Origin of the sequence: Nonomuraea sp. NPDC049028, from assembly GCF_043197735.1 — a bacterium.
Lineage (GTDB): Bacteria > Actinomycetota > Actinomycetes > Streptosporangiales > Streptosporangiaceae > Nonomuraea.
The window spans coordinates 492,314-512,036 of the sequence record NZ_JBICTR010000002.1 but is presented as its reverse complement, the minus strand read 5'-3'; the positions used below and the strand labels follow the sequence as shown (position 1 = coordinate 512,036).

Sequence of the window (19,723 nt, the reverse complement as noted above, 5' to 3'; positions counted from 1 at the left end):
GCTCAGGCAGTCGCCATTTCCCGGATGCGCGGATGGATCTCCAGTGCCCACCGCACAGTCTTCGGCGGGCGCCCGAGCAGGGTCTCCAGCTGGTCGGTGACGCCGCGGTATCCTCCACCGCCGATCAGCCGGGTCAGGGTCTTCATGTGCTCCGCGGTGTGCGGATACTCGGCCAGGGCGGTGTCCACGTAGGTCTCGTTCCAGGCTTCGATATCTTCGGGAATGTAGGTGACCGGGCGTCCCAGCACGGCCGCGAAGTCCTCTGCGAACCCATGCATGTCCTTCAGTTCCGGACCGTTGAGCTCGTAGGACTTGGAGATGTGCGGTGCCGGGTCGGCCAGGATCTTCGCGCATACCTCCGCCACGTCGTAACCCGCGACGGGCGCGAGCCGGTGGTGGCCGAAGGGCAGGCGCAGTTCGCCCTTGCTCAGCGGCTCCAGCGCCAGCCAGGTCATCAGGGGGTTCTCGACGAACATGGCCCCCCGGATGTTGACAGTCGGCAGGCCGGACCACTGCAGCACCCGCTCGGCGATCCAGTGGGCCCGTTGCTGCGGCGACCAGTCCGCGACGAGTCCGCCGAGCCAGGCCAGCCGCTCTTCCTCCGGTGCGGTCATTTTGTCGAACGTCATGAACGACTGCTCGAACTCGGAAATGTTGACGAAGGCCTCGATGTCGCCCTGGGCCCGCGCCGCCGCGGCCATCAAGGTGACGGCGTCGGTGTAGTACGGCGACAGGCTCATGCTGAAGTAGATGCGTCGGCAGCCTTTCAGCGCGGCGGTCACGTCGGCGATGTTGAGCAGGTCTCCGACGAAGATCTCGGCCCCGGCCTGGCGCAGCGCGTGCGCGCGTTCGTCGTCCTGTCGCACGAACGCGCGCACCGGGTGCCCTTGGTCAAGCAGCATCTCGACCATCGTTCGGCTCACACCACCGATATGACCGGCGGCACCGGTGATCAGGATGGGATTGCGTTCTGGCATCGGTGTGTCCTTTGTTGGGTTGGGTTGGGTCAGCAGTTCAGCGGTGTCATCGGGGCGGCGAGCCGTCGATGCGGGCGAGGAAGTCAAGGAGTGCGGCGTTGACCTCCGCGGGACGCTCCTGCTGCGTCCAGTGGCCACATCCCGGCAGCACCACCGGGCCGTGCAGTTGGGGCGCGAGGGCGCTGAGCGGGTTGCCCGGCCCGCCCTGGCCACGCAGAAGATCGCTCAGCGAGCTGCTCCCGTCCGGGCCGCGCAGTGAGGTGACCATGTCGCGGTCTCCCACCACGTACAGCGCGGGGACGTCGATCCCACGCCCGTGGAAAGGCGCGAGCAGTTCGTTGTTGCGTTCGATGTTCCGGTACCAGTTGAAGGCTCCGGTGAAGGCCTGCTCGCCGTGCAGGGCGAAGTCCTCGGCGTACGCCTGGATGTCCTCTTCCGTCAGCCAGGCCGGCAGAGTGGGCGACTCCGGCATGGTGTCCAGCAGGCCCCGACCCTCGGGTACGACCAGCGGGCGGGGCTCCCTGCCGAGCGGGTTGTCGCCTGAGGCGCCGACCAGGAGGCGGCGGAAAGAGTCCGGGATGTCTTTGGCGAACTCCGCATCGGCGACTCCCGGCTGCTGGAAGTAGACCTGGTAGAAGCCCTCGCCGTACTGGGTGCGGGTGATCGAGGGCGGGACCATCCCGCCGGGCAGAATCGGCGGAATACTGAGCCCGGCCACCGCGCGGACCTTGTCGGGGCGCAGCATCGCGGTGGTCCAGGCGACGGGTGCGCCCCAGTCGTGGCCCACGGCGACCGCCTGCTCCTCGCCGAGTTCCTCGATCAGGGCGATCACGTCGCCGACGAGGTGGAGCAGGGTGTAGGAGGAGACGTCCGGCGGCTGCTCACTGCGGGCATAGCCGCGCTGGTCGGGGGCGACGACCCGGTATCCGGCCGCTGCCAGCGCCCCGAACTGGTGACGCCAGGAGTACCAGCTCTCCGGCCAGCCGTGCAGCAGCAGGACCAGCGGCCCCTGCCCCTGCTCGGCGACGTGCAGCCTGACACCGTTCACGTCGACGAAGCGGTGGGTGAGCGAACTTTCCACAAGGACCTCCTTGAAATCGGTGAGCGCGTGCTACTTCTTCAGCTGCGCGTACAGGGCTGCCAAGTCAGCCGACAGCTGCGACTTGACCCAGCGGGTGATGTCGTCGGCCAGCACCTCATGCGCTCCCGCCTCGATGCCGTCGAGCGCGGCCACAGGGACGTCGCGAGGGTCGGCCTTGGGCGCGTCGACGGGGGTGGGGCACCGTGCGCGGGTCACGTGCCGTGGCGTAGACCTTTCTGGCACCGCGCGCGTAGAGCTCCTCGACCAGCGCCTTGCCGATACCGCGGCCGCCTCCGGTGACGAGGACGTTGGTGCCCTTGAGTGCTGTCACGACTGCCTCCACGCGAGAAACCGATCGGTTTCCTCCACCGTAAACCGATCGGTTTCTCCATGGCAAACCGGCTGCGCCAAACCATCACCACGCGCGTTTCAAAACTGAACCATGGAGGTCAGCCGAGCGAGGAGGCGCTCACCAAGTGCATGAGCGAGGACGCGCACCGCGGCAACCGATCATTCATAATTCCGGCGGACCCGGTGGGACTCCATTCGGGTGAAGTCGAGGGCGTCGCAGCTACCACAGCACGCGCGAGCAACAGCTCTGGCAACGAGGCCAGCTGCGCGCGAGGTTCGTGCCGGTGCTGCATGTCGGCCGGCCGGAGGCGGTCAAAGCCGTGGTCAACTCGGCGCCGGATGCACGATGGGTCGTGGTCTACCTGTGGTGTCCTCGCGATATCACGGCCGCGCTCATCCGCATCCGCGCCGACCTGGCGGCCGGGGCGACTGAGCGGGCGCGGCGTCGTGGCGCTCGTCCAGTGGGTTAACGCATTTGCCCGACGAGGCGTCGTGCAGGTGCAACCGGAGGCTCAGGACGTGGAGCAGGTGCCGGTCCCGCAAGGCTGCGGGTCGCGGGGGTGGCGAAGGCCGAGCTGAACGCGTTGGCTGCCCACATCGCGGAAGCCGAAGGCGGCCCGTGCGACGAGTTCGGGCGAGATCGGGTTCGTATTGCCGCTTACCGTTTACAACTTGCCCGTCCTCAAATCCGCACTGCTCTTAAGGACAGGAGAGTCGCTGCGCCAGTTCTCCGGTTGGACCCTCTCCCAGAGACTTCCCTTGCCGAGGGCTTGTCCCACCTGGTCTTCTCGCCTGAACCACTCCTCAGCACTTCGGATCCTGTTGGGATGAATTTCGTCGAGCAGAGCATAATCCCTGGAGACGATTCCGTGCTTCCATACATTCCAGAAGCCCGTGAAATTGTCCCTGAAGCTCATGGTGGCCTTGTCGTTGGGATCGGCGTTGTATCCGGCAGGGAGATCGGCAACCGCCTTCAGCGGTCCGCTCCAATATGTGTCCAGATCAGTGTCGATGTACTGTGCTGGATGCCCGGTGACCTTCTCGAATGCCGCCGCCATATCGGCATAGGTCATATGTTCGACGGCGACTTCGAGGTCCATGCCATTCGCCCGCTCTGGATGGTCGAAGAGCCAGCGAACGTAGAATCCGCAATCTTCGAGATCCACATGGGGAACGGCTCCCTTGCCGAGAGGGACTCGCCATGTGACGACACCGTTCTCGACGGAGGGTGTCATGGGCGTGAGCGGTGAGATCACCATGTCCATGTAGGGACCTGAAGTGAAGACCGCCGCTCCCATCCTGTCCCTGTTCTTTTCGTTTTGAAACAGCACCCATTCAGCCATGCGGCCTTTGCCATCATAGTGGCCGGTGCGGAACCTGGAGTCGTAGCCGGACTTCTTAAGGACGTAGTCGAGGTTTCCGTAGACGAAGAACTTGATTCCTTCTTCAATCGCTATCTCGTAACTGCGGATGGCCCAGTAGGTCTCGGTTTTCTCACCGGTGTTGAACCCGTCGATGTTGATGAATGCCCCGTCACAGCCGCGAAATCCTTCTCGCAGCACGTCTTCGTCGGCGAATGACCCTTCGAGGAAGGAGACGTTGCCGAGCGCGAGGAGGGCCTGGGCTCGGGGGGAGGTGGAATCGCGGGTGAGGACTCGAACGGAGTACTTCTTGTCGGCGACAAGAGCGCGGACGATGGGCATCCCTTGAGCCCCTGTGCCGCCGATGATGAAGATGGTAGAGGTGGTGTGAGAAGACATGGCTTTTGACTCCAGAGGTTAAGTACGCACACGATCAGTACGCGATGAGCGCGGCGTGTTCGAGACGGATCTCTGCATCAGCTTGGCGATCAACGGCACCGGCGACGCTGCGCCGATGACCCGTGGGTCGCGGGCGGTCGCGCAGACCTTGGCGACTCCACCCTCGCAGGGGCCTCCACCAGCGCCTTCCCAGCGCTGCTCTGGCCGATAGCTCAAGCCACCGAGGCCAGCAGGTCGGCTACGACCTCCGGCTTCTCGAGTGCGATGAAGTGGCTGGCTCCCGGCACCTGCGTGAAATCGGCCGCATGCAGCAGTTCCTTGTTGGCTTCCCGGTCCGACCGCCGGGACCAGTCCTTGTCCCCGTAGAGGAGGTGAATGGGGGCCTTGACCTCGGGGTAGCGCGCGGGCCGCGATGAGGCTGGGCAGGTTCTGGTGCACGGCCCAGGCAACGCTCGGCTAGCCGGGCCGACTGCCTGCCTGCCTGCCTGCCTGCCTGCCTGCAGGAGCTTATGGCGGGCAGGCGTCAGCCGGCCAGCTGGTTGAGCTTGCGGATCTGCTTGTCGAAGACTCGGGCAGGAGCGATGCGGCGCAGTGTGCTGGCGCGTCCTGCCAGGGAGCCGGCGGTGTAGCGCAGCTTCGGCTTCGGGTCGGTCGCTGCCTCGACGATCACCTTGGCGACGATGGCGGGGTCGTCGCCGTCCTTGATCGCTGTCTCCATCATGCGGCCGAAGGCGCGCCGCTGGTCCGCGTAGACCTGCAGGGGCGTGTCGGGCCGCGGACTGTTGGCCTCGAATCCGGTGCTGGTGTAGGCGGGTTCGACCAGAAGCGCCCGGACGCCGTACTCGCGGACCTCGTGGTCCAGGGACTCGGAGTAGCCCTCGATCGCGTGCTTGGAGGCGGCGTAGGCGGCCATGTAAGGCGAGGGGAGGAAGCCGACCACGGAGGAGAGGTTGATGATGCGCCCGCGTCCTTGAGCGCGCATATGGGGCAGGACAGCCTTGGTCATGCGCATCACACCGAAGACGTTGACGTTGAACAGGTCCTGGACCTGCGCGACGGAGCTTTCCTCAACGGCACCGATGGCGCCCATGCCAGCGTTGTTGACCAGCACGTCAATCCGCCCGAACCGCTCGATCACCTGCTGGACCGCGACGGTGGCCGATGTGTCACTGGCCACGTCGAGGTCGAGGAAGGTCACACCGTCGAGCGAGGCGACGCGTGAGGTGTCGCGGCTTGTGCCGACCACGCGGAAACCCGCTTCGACCAGCGCGCGGGCAGCCGCTTTTCCGATGCCGGATGACGCACCCGTCACGAGTGCGACCGGCTGATTTGTCGCCATTCTGGACTCCCTAGCTCAGCAAGAAAACCGATCGGTTTCCCTCACTGTAAACCGATCGGTTTCCGCGCGCAAGCTCAGGTAGGAAACAGGCGACGTGTCAGCGCACGCCTGCCGCATCGAGCAGGGTGACCACGGTGGGCGCGATGAGCCCCGTCAGGTTGTCGGCGCCGATCCCCGCACGAGCACTGGCGCCGTCGAAGACCACACTGAGCTGCCGGGCCAGCAGATCCGGATCGCGCGCCCCACCCTGCTCGGCCTCGGCACGGAAAAAGGCCATCAGGTTCCCCTTGACCCGGTGCGCCACCCGGCTCGCCGGGTGGCTCTGATCCTTGAGCTCAATCTGCACCGCCAGGTACTGACACCCCCGGAACTCGGGCGCACCCGCCTGCAACTCCACCTGCTCGAAGACGTGCAGGATCCGCTCACGGGGCGAACGGCCATCACCCGCCGCGGGCAGCAGCGTCGCCACGAAGGCAGATGAGCGCTCCTCCAGGCTCGCTGCCAGCAGTTCGTCCTTACTCTCGAACAACTGGTACATGGAGCGCTTCGACACCCCCGCCGCCTTGCACAGCGCCTCGATGCCGATGCCGACACCGTTTCGGTAGGTGAGCGTGGCCGCCGCCTCCAGCAGCCGCTCTCGGGGACTTAGCCTCACTTCGGTGGTCATACTGCGAGGTTAACTCGATTCCGACGAAATGAAAACCGATCGGTTTCCAGCGTGTTCCATGAGGCGACACACCGGGACCACTCCGCACCGTGGCCCCCGATCCTGGGTGAGTCGCGCTCCGCCATGCCGGGACGGCGCTCTCCTCAGGCTTCGTCTCGGCGCCGGCATGTCGGGTGCGCCGCCCCAATTTGACCGGATGCCGCCTGCAGCGCAGCGTCACTTTCTGGATCGCCTTCAGCGGGCTGCCGGAGCCACTCATGGCCGCGGCCAGGGCACAGGAGCGACCTGGAGGACATGAACAGGGTCATCGCGGCGCACAAGCTGCGGCCGGTGATCGACCGCGTCTTCCCCTTCGATCAGGCCCTCGACGCAGCCTCCTACCTGGCCGGCGGTGCCCACTTCGGCAAGGTCGTCATCAGCCACTGAGCAGCCACGATCTTCTAGCCCGCTTCCGGGGGCGTCAGATACGCCGTCTGGATGAGCCGCGCCCCCGAGCGCCGGTCCACATAGAACCCCCGCCCCGGCGGAAGCTGCTGTGGCCGCACGTTGCCGAACAGCGCCCCCTCGTCCCGAGGCCCCGACAGCAGCACGGCCGGGGTGTTCATCTCCTTCAACCGCCGCACGACCGGGTCGAGCAGGCTGCGCCCCGCCCCACCCATGGCCCGCCCCAGAATGAGGTGCAGCCCGATGTCCCGGGCCTGTGGCAGCAGGTCCCCGAGTACGGCCAGCGGATTGGCGGACGTGGCCACCAGGTCGTAGTCGTCCACGATCACGTACAGGTCCTGGCCGGTCCACCAGCTCCTGGTCCGCAGCTGCTCGGAGGTGAGGTCGGGCGGCGGCAGCCGGGTCTGCATGACCTCGTGGATGCCCTTGAGCACGGTGGCCGCGGCGGTGCTGGAGGCGGCGTACCCGATCCGGTGCTCGTTGTCGGCCGTGTCGAGCAGTGAGCGGCGGTAGTCGATGATGACGATCCGCGCCTCCAGCGGCGTGAACCTGTCGACGATGCCCTCGGCGACGACGCGCAGCAGGTTGGTCTTGCCGCTCTCGGTGTCGCCGAAGACGACGAAGTGGGCGTCGGCGTCGAAGTCGAGCGAGACGGGCGCCAGGGCGGCCTCGTCGATGCCGATCGGGATGCGCGGGCCGCTCTCGTCCGGTCCGGGCAGCGTGTGCACGGGGAACAGGTCGGGCAGCAGCCGTACGGGCGGCGCCGGTGGCTCGTGCCAGGCGTTCGCCGCGTCCGCCACCAGCGCGGCGACCCCTTCGGCCAGGTCGTCCACGGTGGCCTTGCCGTCCACGCGGGGCAGCGCGGCGAGGAAGTGCAGCGCCTCGCGGGTCAGGCCGCGGCCCGGCGCGCCCTCGGGTACGTTGGCGGCGGCCTTCCGGTCGATCTCCGACTCGAAGGAGTCGCCCAGCCTGAGCTCCAGCCTAGTGGAGAACATGTCGCGTACGTTGGACCGGAACTCCGACCACTTGTTGGCCGTGCCGACGACGTGGATGCCGAAGCCGAGCCCCCGGGAGACCAGCTCGCTCAGCGGCGCCTCCAGCGACTCGAACTCCTGACGCATCGTGGCCCAGCCGTCCACGACGAGGAAGACGTCACCCCAGCCGTCGCCCTCGTACTCCCCTGCGGCCACGAGCCGGCGGTAGGTGGCGATCGAGTCGATGCCCCGTTCCACGAACAGCCGTTCCCTGCGTGCCAGCAGGGCCGTCATCTCCGCCACCGTCCGCCTGACCCGGTTGGTGTCCAGCCTGGTCGCCACGCCGCCGACGTGCGGCAGCCCGGCCAGCGCCGACAGCGTGCCGCCGCCGAAGTCGAGGCAGTAGAACTGCACCTCCTTGGGCGTGTGGGTGACCGAGAGCGCGGCGATCAGCGTACGGAGCAGGGTGCTCTTGCCCGTCTGCGGCGATCCGATGATCGCGGCGTTGCCCGCCGCGCCCGACAGGTCCAGCCAGTACGGGTCGCGCCGCTGGTCGAACGGGCTGTCCACGATGCCCACCACGGCGTGCAGCCGGCCGGGGCGGTTCTGGCCGGTGCCGGCGGCGGTGAGCCCGTGCGACGCGGTCGCCTGGAGCGGCGGCAGCAGCCGGTCGAGCGGGGCCGGTTCCTTAAGTGGGGGCAGCCAGATCCGGTGGGCGGCAGGTCCCTGCCCGGTCAGTCGGTCGACCACGATATTGAGCAGGCTGTCCTGCTGCTCCCGGTCCTCGGCGACGGGCTCGGGCTCGACCGCGGGCGGCGGCGGCAGCGGCACCCGCTCGGTGCCGTACCAGACGATCTTGCCCTGGTGGCCGGGACGGGCGGCGACCGCGCGGTTCTCCCGCTGCGCCACCTGGTAGGGGCCGGACACGTAGGCGGCCTTGAACCTGGTCATCCCGGTCGTCTCGAACATCAGGTACGCGTTGCCCGGCTCGGGCGGCAGCGAGTACGCGTCCGCGACGCCCAGCACCGCCCGGCTCTCGGCCGCCGAGAACGTCCGCAGCCCGATCCGGTACGACAGGTGCGTGTCCAGCCCGCGCAGCCGCCCCGACTCCAGCCGCTGGGACGCGAGCAGCAGGTGCACGCCGAGCGAGCGGCCGAGCCGCCCGATCATCACGAACAGCTCGATGAACTCCGGCTTGGCCGACAGCAGTTCGCTGAACTCGTCCAGCACGATGAACAGCGTCGGCAGCGGGCTCAGCCGGGCGCCCTGCTCGCGAGCCTGCTCGTAGTCGCGTACCGAGGCGTAGTTGCCGGCCGAGCGCAGCAGTTCCTGGCGGCGTACCAGCTCGCCGTGGAGCGCGTCGTGCATGCGGTCGACCAGCGGGAGCTCGTCCTCCAGGTTGGTGATGACGGCCGAGACGTGCGGCAGCGTGTCCAGGCCCAGGAACGTCGCGCCGCCCTTGAAGTCGACCAGGACGAAGTTCAGCACCTCGGAGGAGTGGGTGATCGCCAGCGCGAGCACCAGCGTACGCAGCAGCTCGCTCTTGCCGGAGCCGGTCGCGCCGACCACGAGCCCGTGCGGACCCATGCCGCCCTGCGCGGCCTCCTTGATGTCCAGCTCGACGGGCCGGCCGTCGGCACCCAGGCCGAGCGGCACCCGCAGCCGGTTCCTGACCGGCCGGGCCTGCCAGGTCACGGCGGCCGAGATCCGGCGGGCGTCGCCGATGCGGAGCAGGTCGGTGAGCGTGGTGTTGGTGGCGAACGCGTCGCCCTCCTCCTCGGCCCCGCCGGCCGCGCCGGCCCGCATGGGCGCGAGCTGCCTGGCCAGCGCGGCGAACGCGGGCAGGCCCAGCACGTCGGGCCGGCCGAGCGCGGTTCTGACCTGCTTGCCCATGTCGTCCTCGACGACCCGGACCACCTCGTCGGCCGTGACGTCCAGGTTCAGCGAGAGCTGCGCGGGCGCCTGTCCCGCCGACCCGCTGAGGTCGATCACGGTCACGCCCTCGATGGCGTCGGTGCCGAGCTGGCTGCCAGCGGGCACCCGGCCGCCGTCCAGGATCACCACGTGGTACGGCAGTACGTCCTGCGACAGGCCCCTGCTGAACCTCGGCCGATCCTTCAGCTCGAACCCGAGCAGGTCGTCGAGCTTCCCGAGGTCCCTGGTGACCAGCCGGACCGGGCCCGCCCCGTCCTCCTCCTCGGGGTGGAAGGCGTGCGGCAGCCACTTGACCCACTCCCACTCGGCCGCGTGCTCGGGCCCGGTGCACACCGAGACCCGCAGGTCCTCGGGCGAGTGCAGGGCCACGGCCTGGGCCAGCGCGGCGCGGACCAGGCCGCGGACGGCCTCGGGCTCGCCCGCGAGCGTGATGCGGGCGAAGGAGTGCAGCGCCAGCGCGACCGGCAGGCCGGGGACCGTGGCGTGGGTACGGACGAAGCGGCGCAGCGCCCCGGCGGACATCGGGTCGAGGTCCTCGATCGGCCGGCTCTCGGGCGGGATGAGCGGCAGCGCGAGGCGCTGCGCGGAGGTGGCGATCCGCAGCTGGCCGAAGTCGTCGTCGCGGGGGCGCCGCTCCCACAGCCGCGAGGTCATGACCAGCGACCACAGCGTGACGGGGTCGGGATGGTTCCAGGTCATGGCCTTGCGCTGCTGCTCGGCGGCCTTGCGTACGCGCTTGCGCACCTGCTCCAGGTAGCGGTAGTAGTCGCGGCGCTGGCCGTTGATGCGGTTCTTGCGCTCGCCGGTGTTCCTGAGCATCTGGCCCATCGTCATGCCCACCATCGAGACGGCGAACAGGCCGCTGGAGACCATCATGATCGGGTTTCCCGTGCCGCCGCCGGTGAACATGAGCGCCATCGCGCCCGCCCCGGCGATCATCGGCAGGTACGTCAGGATCTGGGTCAGGCCACCGCCCGTGACCGTCTCGGGGATCTCGGGTGGCGGCTCCAGCAGCACCTCACCGCTCGGCTGCTCCGGCGGCCTGCGCCGGTCGGGCCGACGCACCACCCATGTGTTGCCGCTCACCGCACCTCACCGAACCGGCCACCAAACAACCCTCATAAAAGCCCGTCAGACCACGTATTCAGCGACATTTCAAATTTTCTCGACATATTTACGGCGGCGCGGCGGGGAGCCAGTCCATACACTCCTCCAAGTGAGCGCCACCGGAACCGACCTGTGCCGGGTCACGATCGTCACCCCTCGGGGGTCCCTCGATCTCGGCCTGCCCTCGGACATGCCGCTGGCGAGCATGCTGCCGACGCTGCTGCGCATCGCCGGCGAAGGGCTGGCGGAGGCCGGGCTGGCCCACGGCGGCTGGGTGCTCCAGCGCGTGGGCGGGCAGCCGTTCGACGTGAACGTCACGCTGTCGGACCTGGCCGTGCACGACGGGGAGCTGCTGCACCTGCGGCCCCGGGGGCACGAACTGCCCGAGACCGTCTTCGACGACGTGGCCGACGCCGTCGCGACCGGCGTGCTCGAACGCACCAGCCGGTGGCAGCCCGCCGTCACCAGGTCGTACGGGCTGCGGACTGCCGCGGTGGCGCTGGGCGCGGGCGCCGCCGCCCTGCTGCTGACCGGCCCGCCGTGGACGCCCGCCGCCATGGTCGCGGCGGGGATCGCGCTGGTGCTGCTGCTGGCCGCGGCGGCGCTGTCGCGGGCCCTGGGTGACGCGGGCGCGGGAGCGGCGATCGGGTACGCGGCCCTGCCGTACGGGTTCGTCGCGGGGCTGTTCGGACCCGATTCCCCGACCGGCCTGACCGGGCTGGGCGCGCCGCACCTGCTGGCGGCGTTCGGGGTCACGTTGATGCTGGCCACGGCCATCGGGTTCGCCGTCGCCCAAGGGTTGCCGACGTTCCTCGGGGTGGCGTTCGCCGCGTTCTGCGGCCTGCTCGGCGCGCTGGCGGTCATGGTCCTCGCCGTGCCGGCGGCCGGGGTGGCCGCGCTGCTGGCCACCCTGGCCGTGGGCATGACGACGGTGGTGCCGTCGGTGTCGTTCCGGCTGGCCGGGCTGCCGCTGCCCGCCCTGCCGACGACCGCCGACGAACTGCGCCGCGAGGGCGGCGACCTGGACGGCCGGATGGTGATCGACCGGACGGTCGTCGCGGACGCCTTCTGCACGGGCCTGCTCGGCGGGGTGTCGCTCCTCACGCTCGGCGCCCAGATCCTCCTGGCGGTGGCGGGCACCTGGCCGGCGGTCGCGATGAGCCTGTCGCTCTCGGCCGCCCTGCTGCTACGCGCCCGCGTCTTCGAAGGCCGGGCCCAGCGGCTGTGGCTGCTGACCTCGGCCCTGCTCGGCTCCGGCCTGCCGATCCTGGCCGTGGCGGTGGGGTCGGCTCGCGAGGTGGTGCTGTTCGGGGTGGTGCCCGGGCTGGTTTTGCTGGCGCTGCTGGTGGCCGGGGTGGCGCTCTGGCTTTCGGCCTCGCGGCCCACTCCGTTCTGGGGGCGGCTGGCCGACATCCTCGACATCGTGCTGATGATCGCCCTGCTGCCGCTGGCGCTGGCCGTACTGGATGTGTACGAGACGATCCGCGGGCTGGTCAGCTGAGGCCCAGGGCCTAACGGCCGGAAAATCAGTCGCCTCCGCGTACGCCCTGCGGCAGCATGGTCACGGCCGGTTGTCGGGGTTCGGGAGGGGCGGATGGCTGTGCTCGGATCGCTTCAGGGCTCCGAAGGCGTTTCATCCGTACGAAAGTCGGCGGTCCTGCTCGCGCTGCGTCACTACTCCGGTGAGCTGGTGCGCCAGTGGCGCGTCGCGGTGCCCGCGCTGATGACGCCCGCGCTCGGGAACATCTGCCTGTTCTACCTGGCGCCGCTGGCGGTGGCCGGCATTGTGGGGCGACTGTCCGCGGGCGGCGACGGCTCCGTCGGCGCGCTCCTGCCGTACGTGCTCGGCTTCGCCGGGTTGCTGCTGGCCGGTGAGGTGCTGTGGCGGATCGGGCTGCATTTCCTGAACCGTACGGACGCCCGCGGCATCGAGCGCCTCGGCGTGATGGGCATGGACGAGTTGCTGACCAAGGACACCGCGTTCTTCCACAACAACTTCGCCGGGTCGCTGACCAAACGGGTGCTGGGGTTCTCCTCCCGGTTCGAGGACTTCGTCGACACGCTGACCTTCTCCATCATGGCCAAGGTGGTGCCGATCGCCTTCGCCTCGGTGGTGCTGTGGACGTATCACCCGCTGCTGGTCTTCGTTCTGGTGGGCCTCATCGTCGTCACGGGCTGCCTCGTCGCGCCGCTCATCCGCCGCCGCCAGGCGCTGGTCGACCAGCGTGAGGCCGCCAAGGTGCGGGTCTCGGGCCACGTCGCCGACGTCCTGTCGAACATGGACACCGTACGCGCGTTCGCCGCCGAGGACCGCGAGGCTGCCGAGCATCGCGTCAGGGTCGCCGAGCTGCGGAAACTGTCGCTGCGCTCCTGGGACTACGGCAACCTGCGCGTGGACACCGTGGTCGCCCCCATCTCGATCCTCACCAGCGCCCTCGGCCTGTTGCTCGCCGTCGCGCTCCGGGGCGGTCTGGGCGTGGAGGCCGTCGTGGTGACGTTCACCTATTACTCCAACACGATCAGCGTCATGTTCGAGTTCAACCAGGTATACCGGCGCATCGAGAGCGTGCTCACCGAAGCCGCCCAGTTCACCGAGCTGCTGCTCGTACCACCGAGTGTGGTCGATCCGGCCGACCCGCAGCCGCTGCGCCGGGCGGACGCGAGCATCCGCTTCGACCGGGTGACGTTCGCGCACGCCGGCGGCTCGTCCCTGTTCGAGCGTCTGGACCTGGACATCCCCAGTGGCACCAAGATCGGACTGGTCGGCCAGTCCGGCGGCGGCAAGACCACGCTCACCCGGCTGTTGCTGCGCCTCATGGACGTCGACGGTGGCCGGATCCTGATCGGGGGCCAGGACATCGCCCGCCTGCGGCAGGCCGATCTGCGCAGCCTCATCGCGTACGTACCCCAGGAGCCGGCCATGTTCCACCGGTCGGTGCGCGACAACATCGCCTTCGCCCGGCCGGGCGCCACCGACGCGGAGATCATGCGGGCGGCGCGGGCGGCGCACGTCACGGAGTTCGTCGAGTCGCTGCCGAAGGGATTCGACACCCTGGTCGGCGAGCGTGGCGTCAAGCTGTCCGGCGGCCAGCGACAACGGGTCGCCCTCGCCCGAGCCATTCTGCGCGACGCTCCCATCCTGCTGTTGGACGAGGCGACCAGCGCCCTCGACTCCGAAAGCGAGATCCTCGTCCAGGAAGCGCTGTGGGAACTGATGCAGGAGCGCACCGCGCTCGTGGTCGCGCACCGCCTGAGCACCGTCGTCCGCATGGACCGGCTCGTCGTGCTGAACCAGGGCGAGATCGTGGAGCAGGGCACCCACGGCGAGCTGCTTGAGTCCGACGGCTCCTACGCCCGGCTCTGGCGTCACCAGTCCGGCGGCTTCCTAATGGAGGACGACACTCCGGACGCGCTCCACCGATGAAGGGGCGTCCGCGTCCTCGCGGTCGGCGGTTGACGCGTCGTCGCGTACCTGGGCGGCGGTGATGGCCACGGTGGTGACGATGTCGGCGACGGTGGCACCGCGAGACAGGTCGTTGACGGGCTTGCGCAGTCCTTGCAGCACCGGTCCCACCGCGACGGCGCCGGCGCTGCGCTGGACGGCCTTGTAAAGGTTGTTGCCGGTGTTGAGGTCGGGCACCACGAAGACGGTGGCGTGGCCGGCCACCTGGCTGTCGGGCATCTTGGTCCGCGCCACCGAGGGGTCGACCGCGGCGTCGTACTGGATCGGCCCCTCCACCATCACGTCGGGACGGCGCTCGCGGACCAGCTCGGTGGCGGCGCGGACCTTGTCGACGTCGGCGCCGGCACCCGAGGCACCCGTCGAGTACGACAGCATGGCGATCTTAGGGTCGACGCCGAACAGGGCGGCGGTGCGAGCCGAGGAGATCGCGATGTCGGCAAGCTGCTCGGCACTCGGATCGGGGTTGACCGCGCAGTCGCCGTAGACCAGCACCCGATCGGCCAGGCACATGAAGAACACGCTGGAGACCAGCCCCAGGCGCAGGATCTCGAACGCCGGCCTGATGGTGTGCGCGGTGGTGTGCGCCGCGCCCGAGACCATGCCGTCGGCCATGCCGGTGTGGACCATCAGCGTGCCGAAGTAGGACACGTCGGTGACCGTGTCGCGGGCCAGCTCGGTGGTCATTCCCCGGTGCGCCCGGACTCTCGCGTACTCGCGGGCGAACCGCTCGCGCAGCCGCGCGTCGAACGGGCTGAGCACCCTGGCCTCGTCCAGATCCAGGCCGAGCTGGGCGGCCTGTACCCTGATCCGCTCCTCGTCGCCGAGCAGAGTGAGCTCGGCCACGCCACGGCGCAGCAGGACGTCGGCCGCGCGCAGGATGCGCGGCTCCTCGCCCTCTGGCAGCACGATGTGCCGACGCCGGGTACGTGCTCGATCCAGCAGCTCGTACTCGAACATCAGCGGCGTGACGACGTCGGTCTTGGCGATGGCCAGCCGATCGAGCAGCAGTCGGCCGTCGACGTGTTCGGCGAACAGGCGCAGCGCTGTGTCGATCTTCCCGCCGGCTTCTGGTGTGAACTGGCCCTCCACGGCCGACAGGCGGGTCGCGGTGTCGAAGGTGTCATGGTCGGTGGCGATGACCGGCAGGGGAATGGTCATGCTCCGTAGCAGCCGGTCCACCGGGGCGGGCAGGTCCGTACCACCCGTCATGATCACCGCCGACAGGGCGGGGAAGCCCGGCGCCGCGTGCGCCGCGATCAGCCCTGGGAGTAGCGCGGCGGCCCGATCGGACGGGATGATCACCGCGGCGCCCTCGGTGTAGCGGTCCAGGATGCCGGGCAGTGACATCGCGCCCACCATCAGCGCGCTCGTCTCCCGGCCCAGCCCGTCGCGCTCGCCGAGGAAAAACCTGCCGTCGCAGGCATCCAGCAGGTCGGCGACCGTGGGCGCGCGCAGGGAGGGGGTCTCGGGCAGTACGAACACCGGCGTAGGGTGATCGATCGCGATGCGCTCGGCAGCCGCCCGGGTGACCACGACCGCCAGTTCCTGGGCGTGGTGCTGCGCCAGTTGCCGGGACGACAGCTCGATCGCGGCGCTGATCTCCGAGACCGTCCTGGTTCTCCCGCTCACCACGTTCAGCACGGGCGTTCCCAGGTCTGCGGCGAGCCTGGCGTTGAACTCGAACTCGGTCGGCGCGCCCACATCGGTGTAATCGGTCCCGACCACGACCACCGCGTCGCATCGCCCCGCGAGCGCACGGTAACGAGCCACGATGTCACCGGCCGCACGCTCGGCGTCGGCGTGCACCTCGTCGTAGGTGACGCCGGCGTACGTCTCGTAGGGCAGGCTGAGCTGGAACCTGCTCCGGATGGTGTTGATCAGGTTGTCCTCACGGCCTGCCCGCACCACCGGACGGAACACACCCACGGTCCCCACCTGCCGGGACAGCAGCGCCACCATGCCCAGGGCGACCACGCCCTTGTTGCTTCCCGCCTCGCCCGCCGCGACGTACACCGCACGTGTCATGTGCACCATTGTCTGTTGGCTTCTTCTCGACCTCGGCAGCGGGCTGTCGGCAACGGCCGCATGCTTTCCGGCACCGCCGCGATGGCCGGAGCCAGCGGGTCAACGACCTGGAAGAGCAGGAACCGGCCATGCGTAGCAGGGAGCCTGACCAAAGGCCAGACCCCCTCCACCGGTGTCTAGAAGTCGAATACTCCCTCTTTCACCCCACCGGCGAACGCCTTCCACTCTGGATCGGTGAACACCAGAGCAGGCCCATCGGGGTCCTTGCTGTCTCTCACCGCGACGCGTCCGGCCGACAGGGGAGCTACCTGTACGCAGTTCCCCTGAGCGTCCGAGAGGGGGCTCTTTCGCCACGCCGCGTTCCTGAGTTCTTCGCTCAGTGCCAGATCCATTCTTGTGTCAGCCTCTCTTCGATCAGCGCCATCGAGTCTGCCCGGGACAGCGCATCCGCCCTGATCGTCTGAAACCAAGCCTTCAGCATCTCCACAGACTCGAGCCGGTCCACCATGCGGCCCCCGTCAGGGGTGTCGATGAAGACGGCTTCGTCGCCATCTCCAGCGGTCCGAGCGATCACGAACCCTGCCACCAGGCCACGCGTAGACATAGCGCGTAGGGGGACGATCTGAATCACTATGTTCGGACTTCTACCCATCATGAGGAGATGTTGAAGCTGATCCCGGGTGATTTCCTCGCTTCCTACGGGGCGTAGCAGTGCGCACTGGTCGAGAACGGCATATAGGAACGGAGGGTTCTCCCGGCGCAAAATGGCTTGTCGCTGCATCCGCGCCTCCACGGCTTCTTTCACCTGCTCAGGGGTTGTACCGGGTCTGCCTTGACAGACAGCTTCCGCGTACTCCCGAGTTTGGAGCAGTCCCGGAATGATCAACCCTTCATAGGCGCACAGCTCCGTGGCCCGCTTCTCCCTGTCCAGCCACGGCAGGAAGTTGCGAAAGGTCACGTTGCTGCGAGACCTACGGGGAAGGTGCTGCACGAGATCACCTGGCGGGAGTCCCATGGCCTCCTCGCACCGGCGCGCCCTGTTCTCATCCATCCGGCGGTCGGCCCGCTCGATGTTGCCGATCTGCTGACCCGTGAGGGCGACCCGGGCCCCCAGCTGAGCCAACGTCAATCCCGCCTCTTTACGCCGTTTACGCAATTCATAACCATATCGCGCGTCTGGGCTTGTTTCGGGGTCTAGTTTTACCTCGATTCCCAAGCCACACCCCTCCTTACGTGCCACTGCGGCGAAACTCCGCAGCCCGGAAACTGTGTCGCTACAGACTTTGCCGACCACTGAGAAAAATATCGCCCCAATGCCATTCTGGCTAGCGGTTCACCACACCCTCCACCCGTGGTGACACAGCCTGAATAAATCCAGAGGCGAGCACGACACGGACAAAGTCGGTGAATAATCATGAATGCGGCGCTCCACTCCCCCGCCCAATGCCACACCTTCGAGATGAAGGATCTGGATCCCCGCGTGATCCCCGCCAGAGCGCGCGACACCATCGCGTTGTGGGTGGGAGCGGACCACCCCCGGGCCTATGACCTTCAGACGCTCGCCACGGAGTTGGTCACCAACGCCATCAGGTACGGCCTCGGGACCATGCCGGCGGCGCGGTGGGTGCGCATGAGGCTAGAGGCGGAGAAAGGCTTCATCCGGCTGGTCGTGGTTGATCCTGGACACGCCAGTACCTTCCCTCAGCTTCGACAGCCCGTGAACGACCCCGGCCCCGACGATGAGTACACGGCGATCGAGTCCGGCCGTGGGCTGCACGTAGTGCACGAGATCACCGACGGCTCGTGGGGTCATTACTACAACACCCGCAACGAGCGGGTCGTTTGGGCTCTGGTGTCCCGCCACTAGACATCCCCACGGTCGGCAGGACGGTGCCTCTGCCTGCCGTGGGGAGCACGCCTCCCCAGGCACCCCGGGTCCAGCACCGCCCGGCCGCGACTGAGTGCGGCGGTACTAGTGGCCCGTCCCGGAACGTTGACCCGGTAATTGACGGGTGCGTGGGCACATCTGCCTGATCGCCCGGACGGTTCCCGCCGAGTGGGATATAGCCGGTCATTCCACCTGGAGCCTGCGCACCCTGGCCGAACACCTCATCTCCCCGGGGTGTGGTGGCGGCGATCAGTCGAGAGGGCCTGCGAAGCATCCTGCACGCGAGCGTAATGAGCTGACAGCCCACCACGATCTGGAAGGCGTCCAACGACCCGCACTTCATCGCCAAGAACCAGCGGGTGGCCAGCCCGACGGGTGATGCTCAAGGCAGCGTCAGACTGTCCGGCGCTTGACCTCAATTGTGGTTGAGGTCCCAGAATCGCTGATGCGGGCGGCGCGGCCGGATGGGCCGGTCAAAACGCGCCCGCATGTCCTGGATCGAATCTCAGCCCAACCATGGAGATGTTTCATGACCAAAGTCGTCGTTACCGGCGCCACCGGCAAGCAGGGCGGCGCAGTCGCCGACCTGCTCTTGGAGCGCGGCCACGAGGTGGTGGCGTACGTGCGCTCGCCCGAGTCGCCGGCCGCCAAGACGCTGTTAACCCAGGGAGCACGGCTTGCCACCGGCGACCTCGCCGATCCCGACGCGCTCCAGCGGGCCTGCACAGGCGCCGACGCGGTTTTTGGCCTGTCGGTGCCGTTCGGGGAGGGTGGCAAGGACGAGGAGGTCGCGCAGGGACGCCAGCTCGTCGACACCGCCGCTCGCCTCGACATCCACCTGGTGTACTCCTCTGTGCGGGGCGGCGACCGGCTGGTGGCCACCAACGTCGACCACGCCGACAGCAAGCAGCTCATCGAGGCGTATTTGCGCGAGCGGCCGGTGCGCGCGACGGTGCTCGGCCCGGTGTATTTCATGGAGAACGTGCTCAACCTCGGCTTCAGTCAGCTCGGGGACGGCTTGCTCGCCAACCCGCTGACTCCGGGCAAGCCGCTCGACCAGGTGAGCGTCCTGGACATCGCCGGCATGGCCGTACATGCCGTCGAGAACCCCGACGAGCTCATCGGCCAGCGGATCGACATCGCCTCCGATCGCGTCACCGGGCAGGAGGCGGCCCGGATTCTGAGCGAGGTGCTCGGCCGGGAGATCCCCTACCAGCAGATGCCGCTGGACATGGTGCGGCAGTGGGCCGGCGAGGAGGTGGCCACGATGTTCGAGAACTTCGAGAACAACACCGATTTCCTTGACATCGAGACCCTGCATGCCAGGTACCCCGCCGTGCGCTGGCACAGCTACGCCGAGTGGGCCAAGACGGTGGACTGGGACAGAATCCTCGCGGGCTAGCGGCCCGTCACGCAGCCTTGGCCGGGTAACTGGTCCAGCTTCGGATGGGTGAGCTGGCGGCGAAGCAGCGGTTGTAGGTGGCGCGCAGTCGGGCCGGGCTGTCGGCCGGTCGCCAACGTTTGCTGCCCAACCACCTGGGTAATTCAGTGAGCCGATTACCCTTCAGGTTGAGCTTGGTAAGACCGGTGAGGTCGCCCAGCGCCTCAGGAAGAGTATCAAGACCGAAGTCAGCAAGGTCCAATTCAGTAGCGCCGCTATCCAGCGCTGCGGCGATCCGCTCCTCAGCCTCTGAAGACACTCCAACCCGCCT

Annotated in this window: 15 protein-coding genes and 1 pseudogene; 5 read left to right on the top strand and 11 right to left on the bottom strand. The window is 68.2% G+C overall.

All coding sequences use genetic code 11. The features are described 5' to 3' along the window. Positions 1-2: 2 nt before the first annotated feature. The 6 genes from ACGFJ2_RS08495 to ACGFJ2_RS08470 all read right to left on the bottom strand — a co-directional run bounded on the left by ACGFJ2_RS08495 (position 3) and on the right by ACGFJ2_RS08470 (position 6,175). The gene (locus ACGFJ2_RS08495) at positions 3-1,064 is read right to left on the bottom strand and encodes an NmrA family NAD(P)-binding protein (protein ID WP_393466117.1); all 1,062 of its coding nucleotides are present in this window, start codon (positions 1,062-1,064) and stop codon (positions 3-5) included. Continuing rightward, positions 1,024-2,058 carry an alpha/beta fold hydrolase gene (locus ACGFJ2_RS08490; protein ID WP_393466114.1) on the bottom strand — a complete coding sequence of 345 codons (1,035 nt, stop codon included), beginning with the start codon at positions 2,056-2,058 and terminating at the stop codon, positions 1,024-1,026. The genes ACGFJ2_RS08495 and ACGFJ2_RS08490 overlap by 41 nt, the downstream gene beginning before the upstream one ends. 30 nt (positions 2,059-2,088) lie before the next feature. After that, positions 2,089-2,274: a hypothetical protein gene (locus ACGFJ2_RS08485; protein ID WP_393466112.1), complete on the bottom strand. Its 186-nt coding sequence runs from the start codon at positions 2,272-2,274 to the stop codon at positions 2,089-2,091. Between the two features lie 800 nt (positions 2,275-3,074). Beyond that, the gene (locus ACGFJ2_RS08480) at positions 3,075-4,169 is read right to left on the bottom strand and encodes an NmrA family NAD(P)-binding protein (RefSeq protein ID WP_393466109.1); all 1,095 of its coding nucleotides are present in this window, start codon (positions 4,167-4,169) and stop codon (positions 3,075-3,077) included. A 523-nt stretch (positions 4,170-4,692) separates the two neighbouring features. Next, positions 4,693-5,508, bottom strand: coding sequence for an oxidoreductase (locus ACGFJ2_RS08475; protein ID WP_393466106.1), 816 nt, complete (start codon positions 5,506-5,508; stop codon positions 4,693-4,695). Between the two features lie 97 nt (positions 5,509-5,605). Continuing rightward, on the bottom strand, positions 5,606-6,175 hold the full coding sequence (locus tag ACGFJ2_RS08470; RefSeq protein ID WP_357942152.1) for a TetR/AcrR family transcriptional regulator: 570 nt from the start codon (positions 6,173-6,175) through the stop codon (positions 5,606-5,608). A 279-nt stretch (positions 6,176-6,454) separates the two neighbouring features. Here ACGFJ2_RS08470 and ACGFJ2_RS08465 point away from each other — a divergent pair. Beyond that, positions 6,455-6,601: pseudogene (locus ACGFJ2_RS08465) on the top strand (zinc-binding dehydrogenase); the annotation flags it as partial. 14 nt (positions 6,602-6,615) lie between these two features. Here the strand turns inward: ACGFJ2_RS08465 and eccCa are convergent. Next, positions 6,616-10,614, bottom strand: coding sequence for a type VII secretion protein EccCa (gene eccCa, locus ACGFJ2_RS08460; protein WP_393466103.1), 3,999 nt, complete (start codon positions 10,612-10,614; stop codon positions 6,616-6,618). 130 nt (positions 10,615-10,744) lie between these two features. On the opposite strand from eccCa, the gene eccD reads away from it, so the two are divergent. After that, positions 10,745-12,136 (top strand): type VII secretion integral membrane protein EccD, encoded by a 1,392-nt coding sequence (gene eccD / locus ACGFJ2_RS08455; protein ID WP_358177420.1) that lies wholly within the window; start codon positions 10,745-10,747, stop codon positions 12,134-12,136. Positions 12,137-12,229: 93 nt separating this feature from the next. Further along, positions 12,230-14,059, top strand: coding sequence for an ABC transporter ATP-binding protein (locus tag ACGFJ2_RS08450; RefSeq protein WP_393466100.1), 1,830 nt, complete (start codon positions 12,230-12,232; stop codon positions 14,057-14,059). Here ACGFJ2_RS08450 and pta read toward each other — a convergent pair. From pta to ACGFJ2_RS08435, 3 genes are all read right to left on the bottom strand, one after another. Further along, positions 14,021-16,123, bottom strand: coding sequence for a phosphate acetyltransferase (gene pta, locus ACGFJ2_RS08445; protein ID WP_393466097.1), 2,103 nt, complete (start codon positions 16,121-16,123; stop codon positions 14,021-14,023). The genes ACGFJ2_RS08450 and pta overlap by 39 nt on opposite strands. 176 nt (positions 16,124-16,299) lie before the next feature. Then, positions 16,300-16,515 (bottom strand): DUF397 domain-containing protein, encoded by a 216-nt coding sequence (locus ACGFJ2_RS08440; protein ID WP_357942140.1) that lies wholly within the window; start codon positions 16,513-16,515, stop codon positions 16,300-16,302. Continuing rightward, the gene (locus ACGFJ2_RS08435; protein ID WP_357942138.1) at positions 16,500-17,339 is read right to left on the bottom strand and encodes a helix-turn-helix transcriptional regulator; all 840 of its coding nucleotides are present in this window, start codon (positions 17,337-17,339) and stop codon (positions 16,500-16,502) included. Before ACGFJ2_RS08435 ends, ACGFJ2_RS08440 begins: the two co-directional genes overlap by 16 nt. A 198-nt stretch (positions 17,340-17,537) precedes the next feature. Between ACGFJ2_RS08435 and ACGFJ2_RS08430 the strand changes: the two genes are divergently transcribed. Then, positions 17,538-17,990, top strand: a complete 453-nt coding sequence (locus ACGFJ2_RS08430) for an ATP-binding protein (protein WP_393466092.1) — start codon at positions 17,538-17,540, stop codon at positions 17,988-17,990. Positions 17,991-18,540: 550 nt separating this feature from the next. Beyond that, positions 18,541-19,413: an NmrA/HSCARG family protein gene (locus ACGFJ2_RS08425; RefSeq protein WP_357942134.1), complete on the top strand. Its 873-nt coding sequence runs from the start codon at positions 18,541-18,543 to the stop codon at positions 19,411-19,413. A 7-nt stretch (positions 19,414-19,420) separates the two neighbouring features. Here ACGFJ2_RS08425 and ACGFJ2_RS08420 read toward each other — a convergent pair whose 3' ends face one another. Continuing rightward, positions 19,421-19,711 carry a hypothetical protein gene (locus tag ACGFJ2_RS08420; RefSeq protein WP_393466089.1) on the bottom strand — a complete coding sequence of 97 codons (291 nt, stop codon included), beginning with the start codon at positions 19,709-19,711 and terminating at the stop codon, positions 19,421-19,423. Between the last annotated feature and the right edge of the window lie 12 nt (positions 19,712-19,723).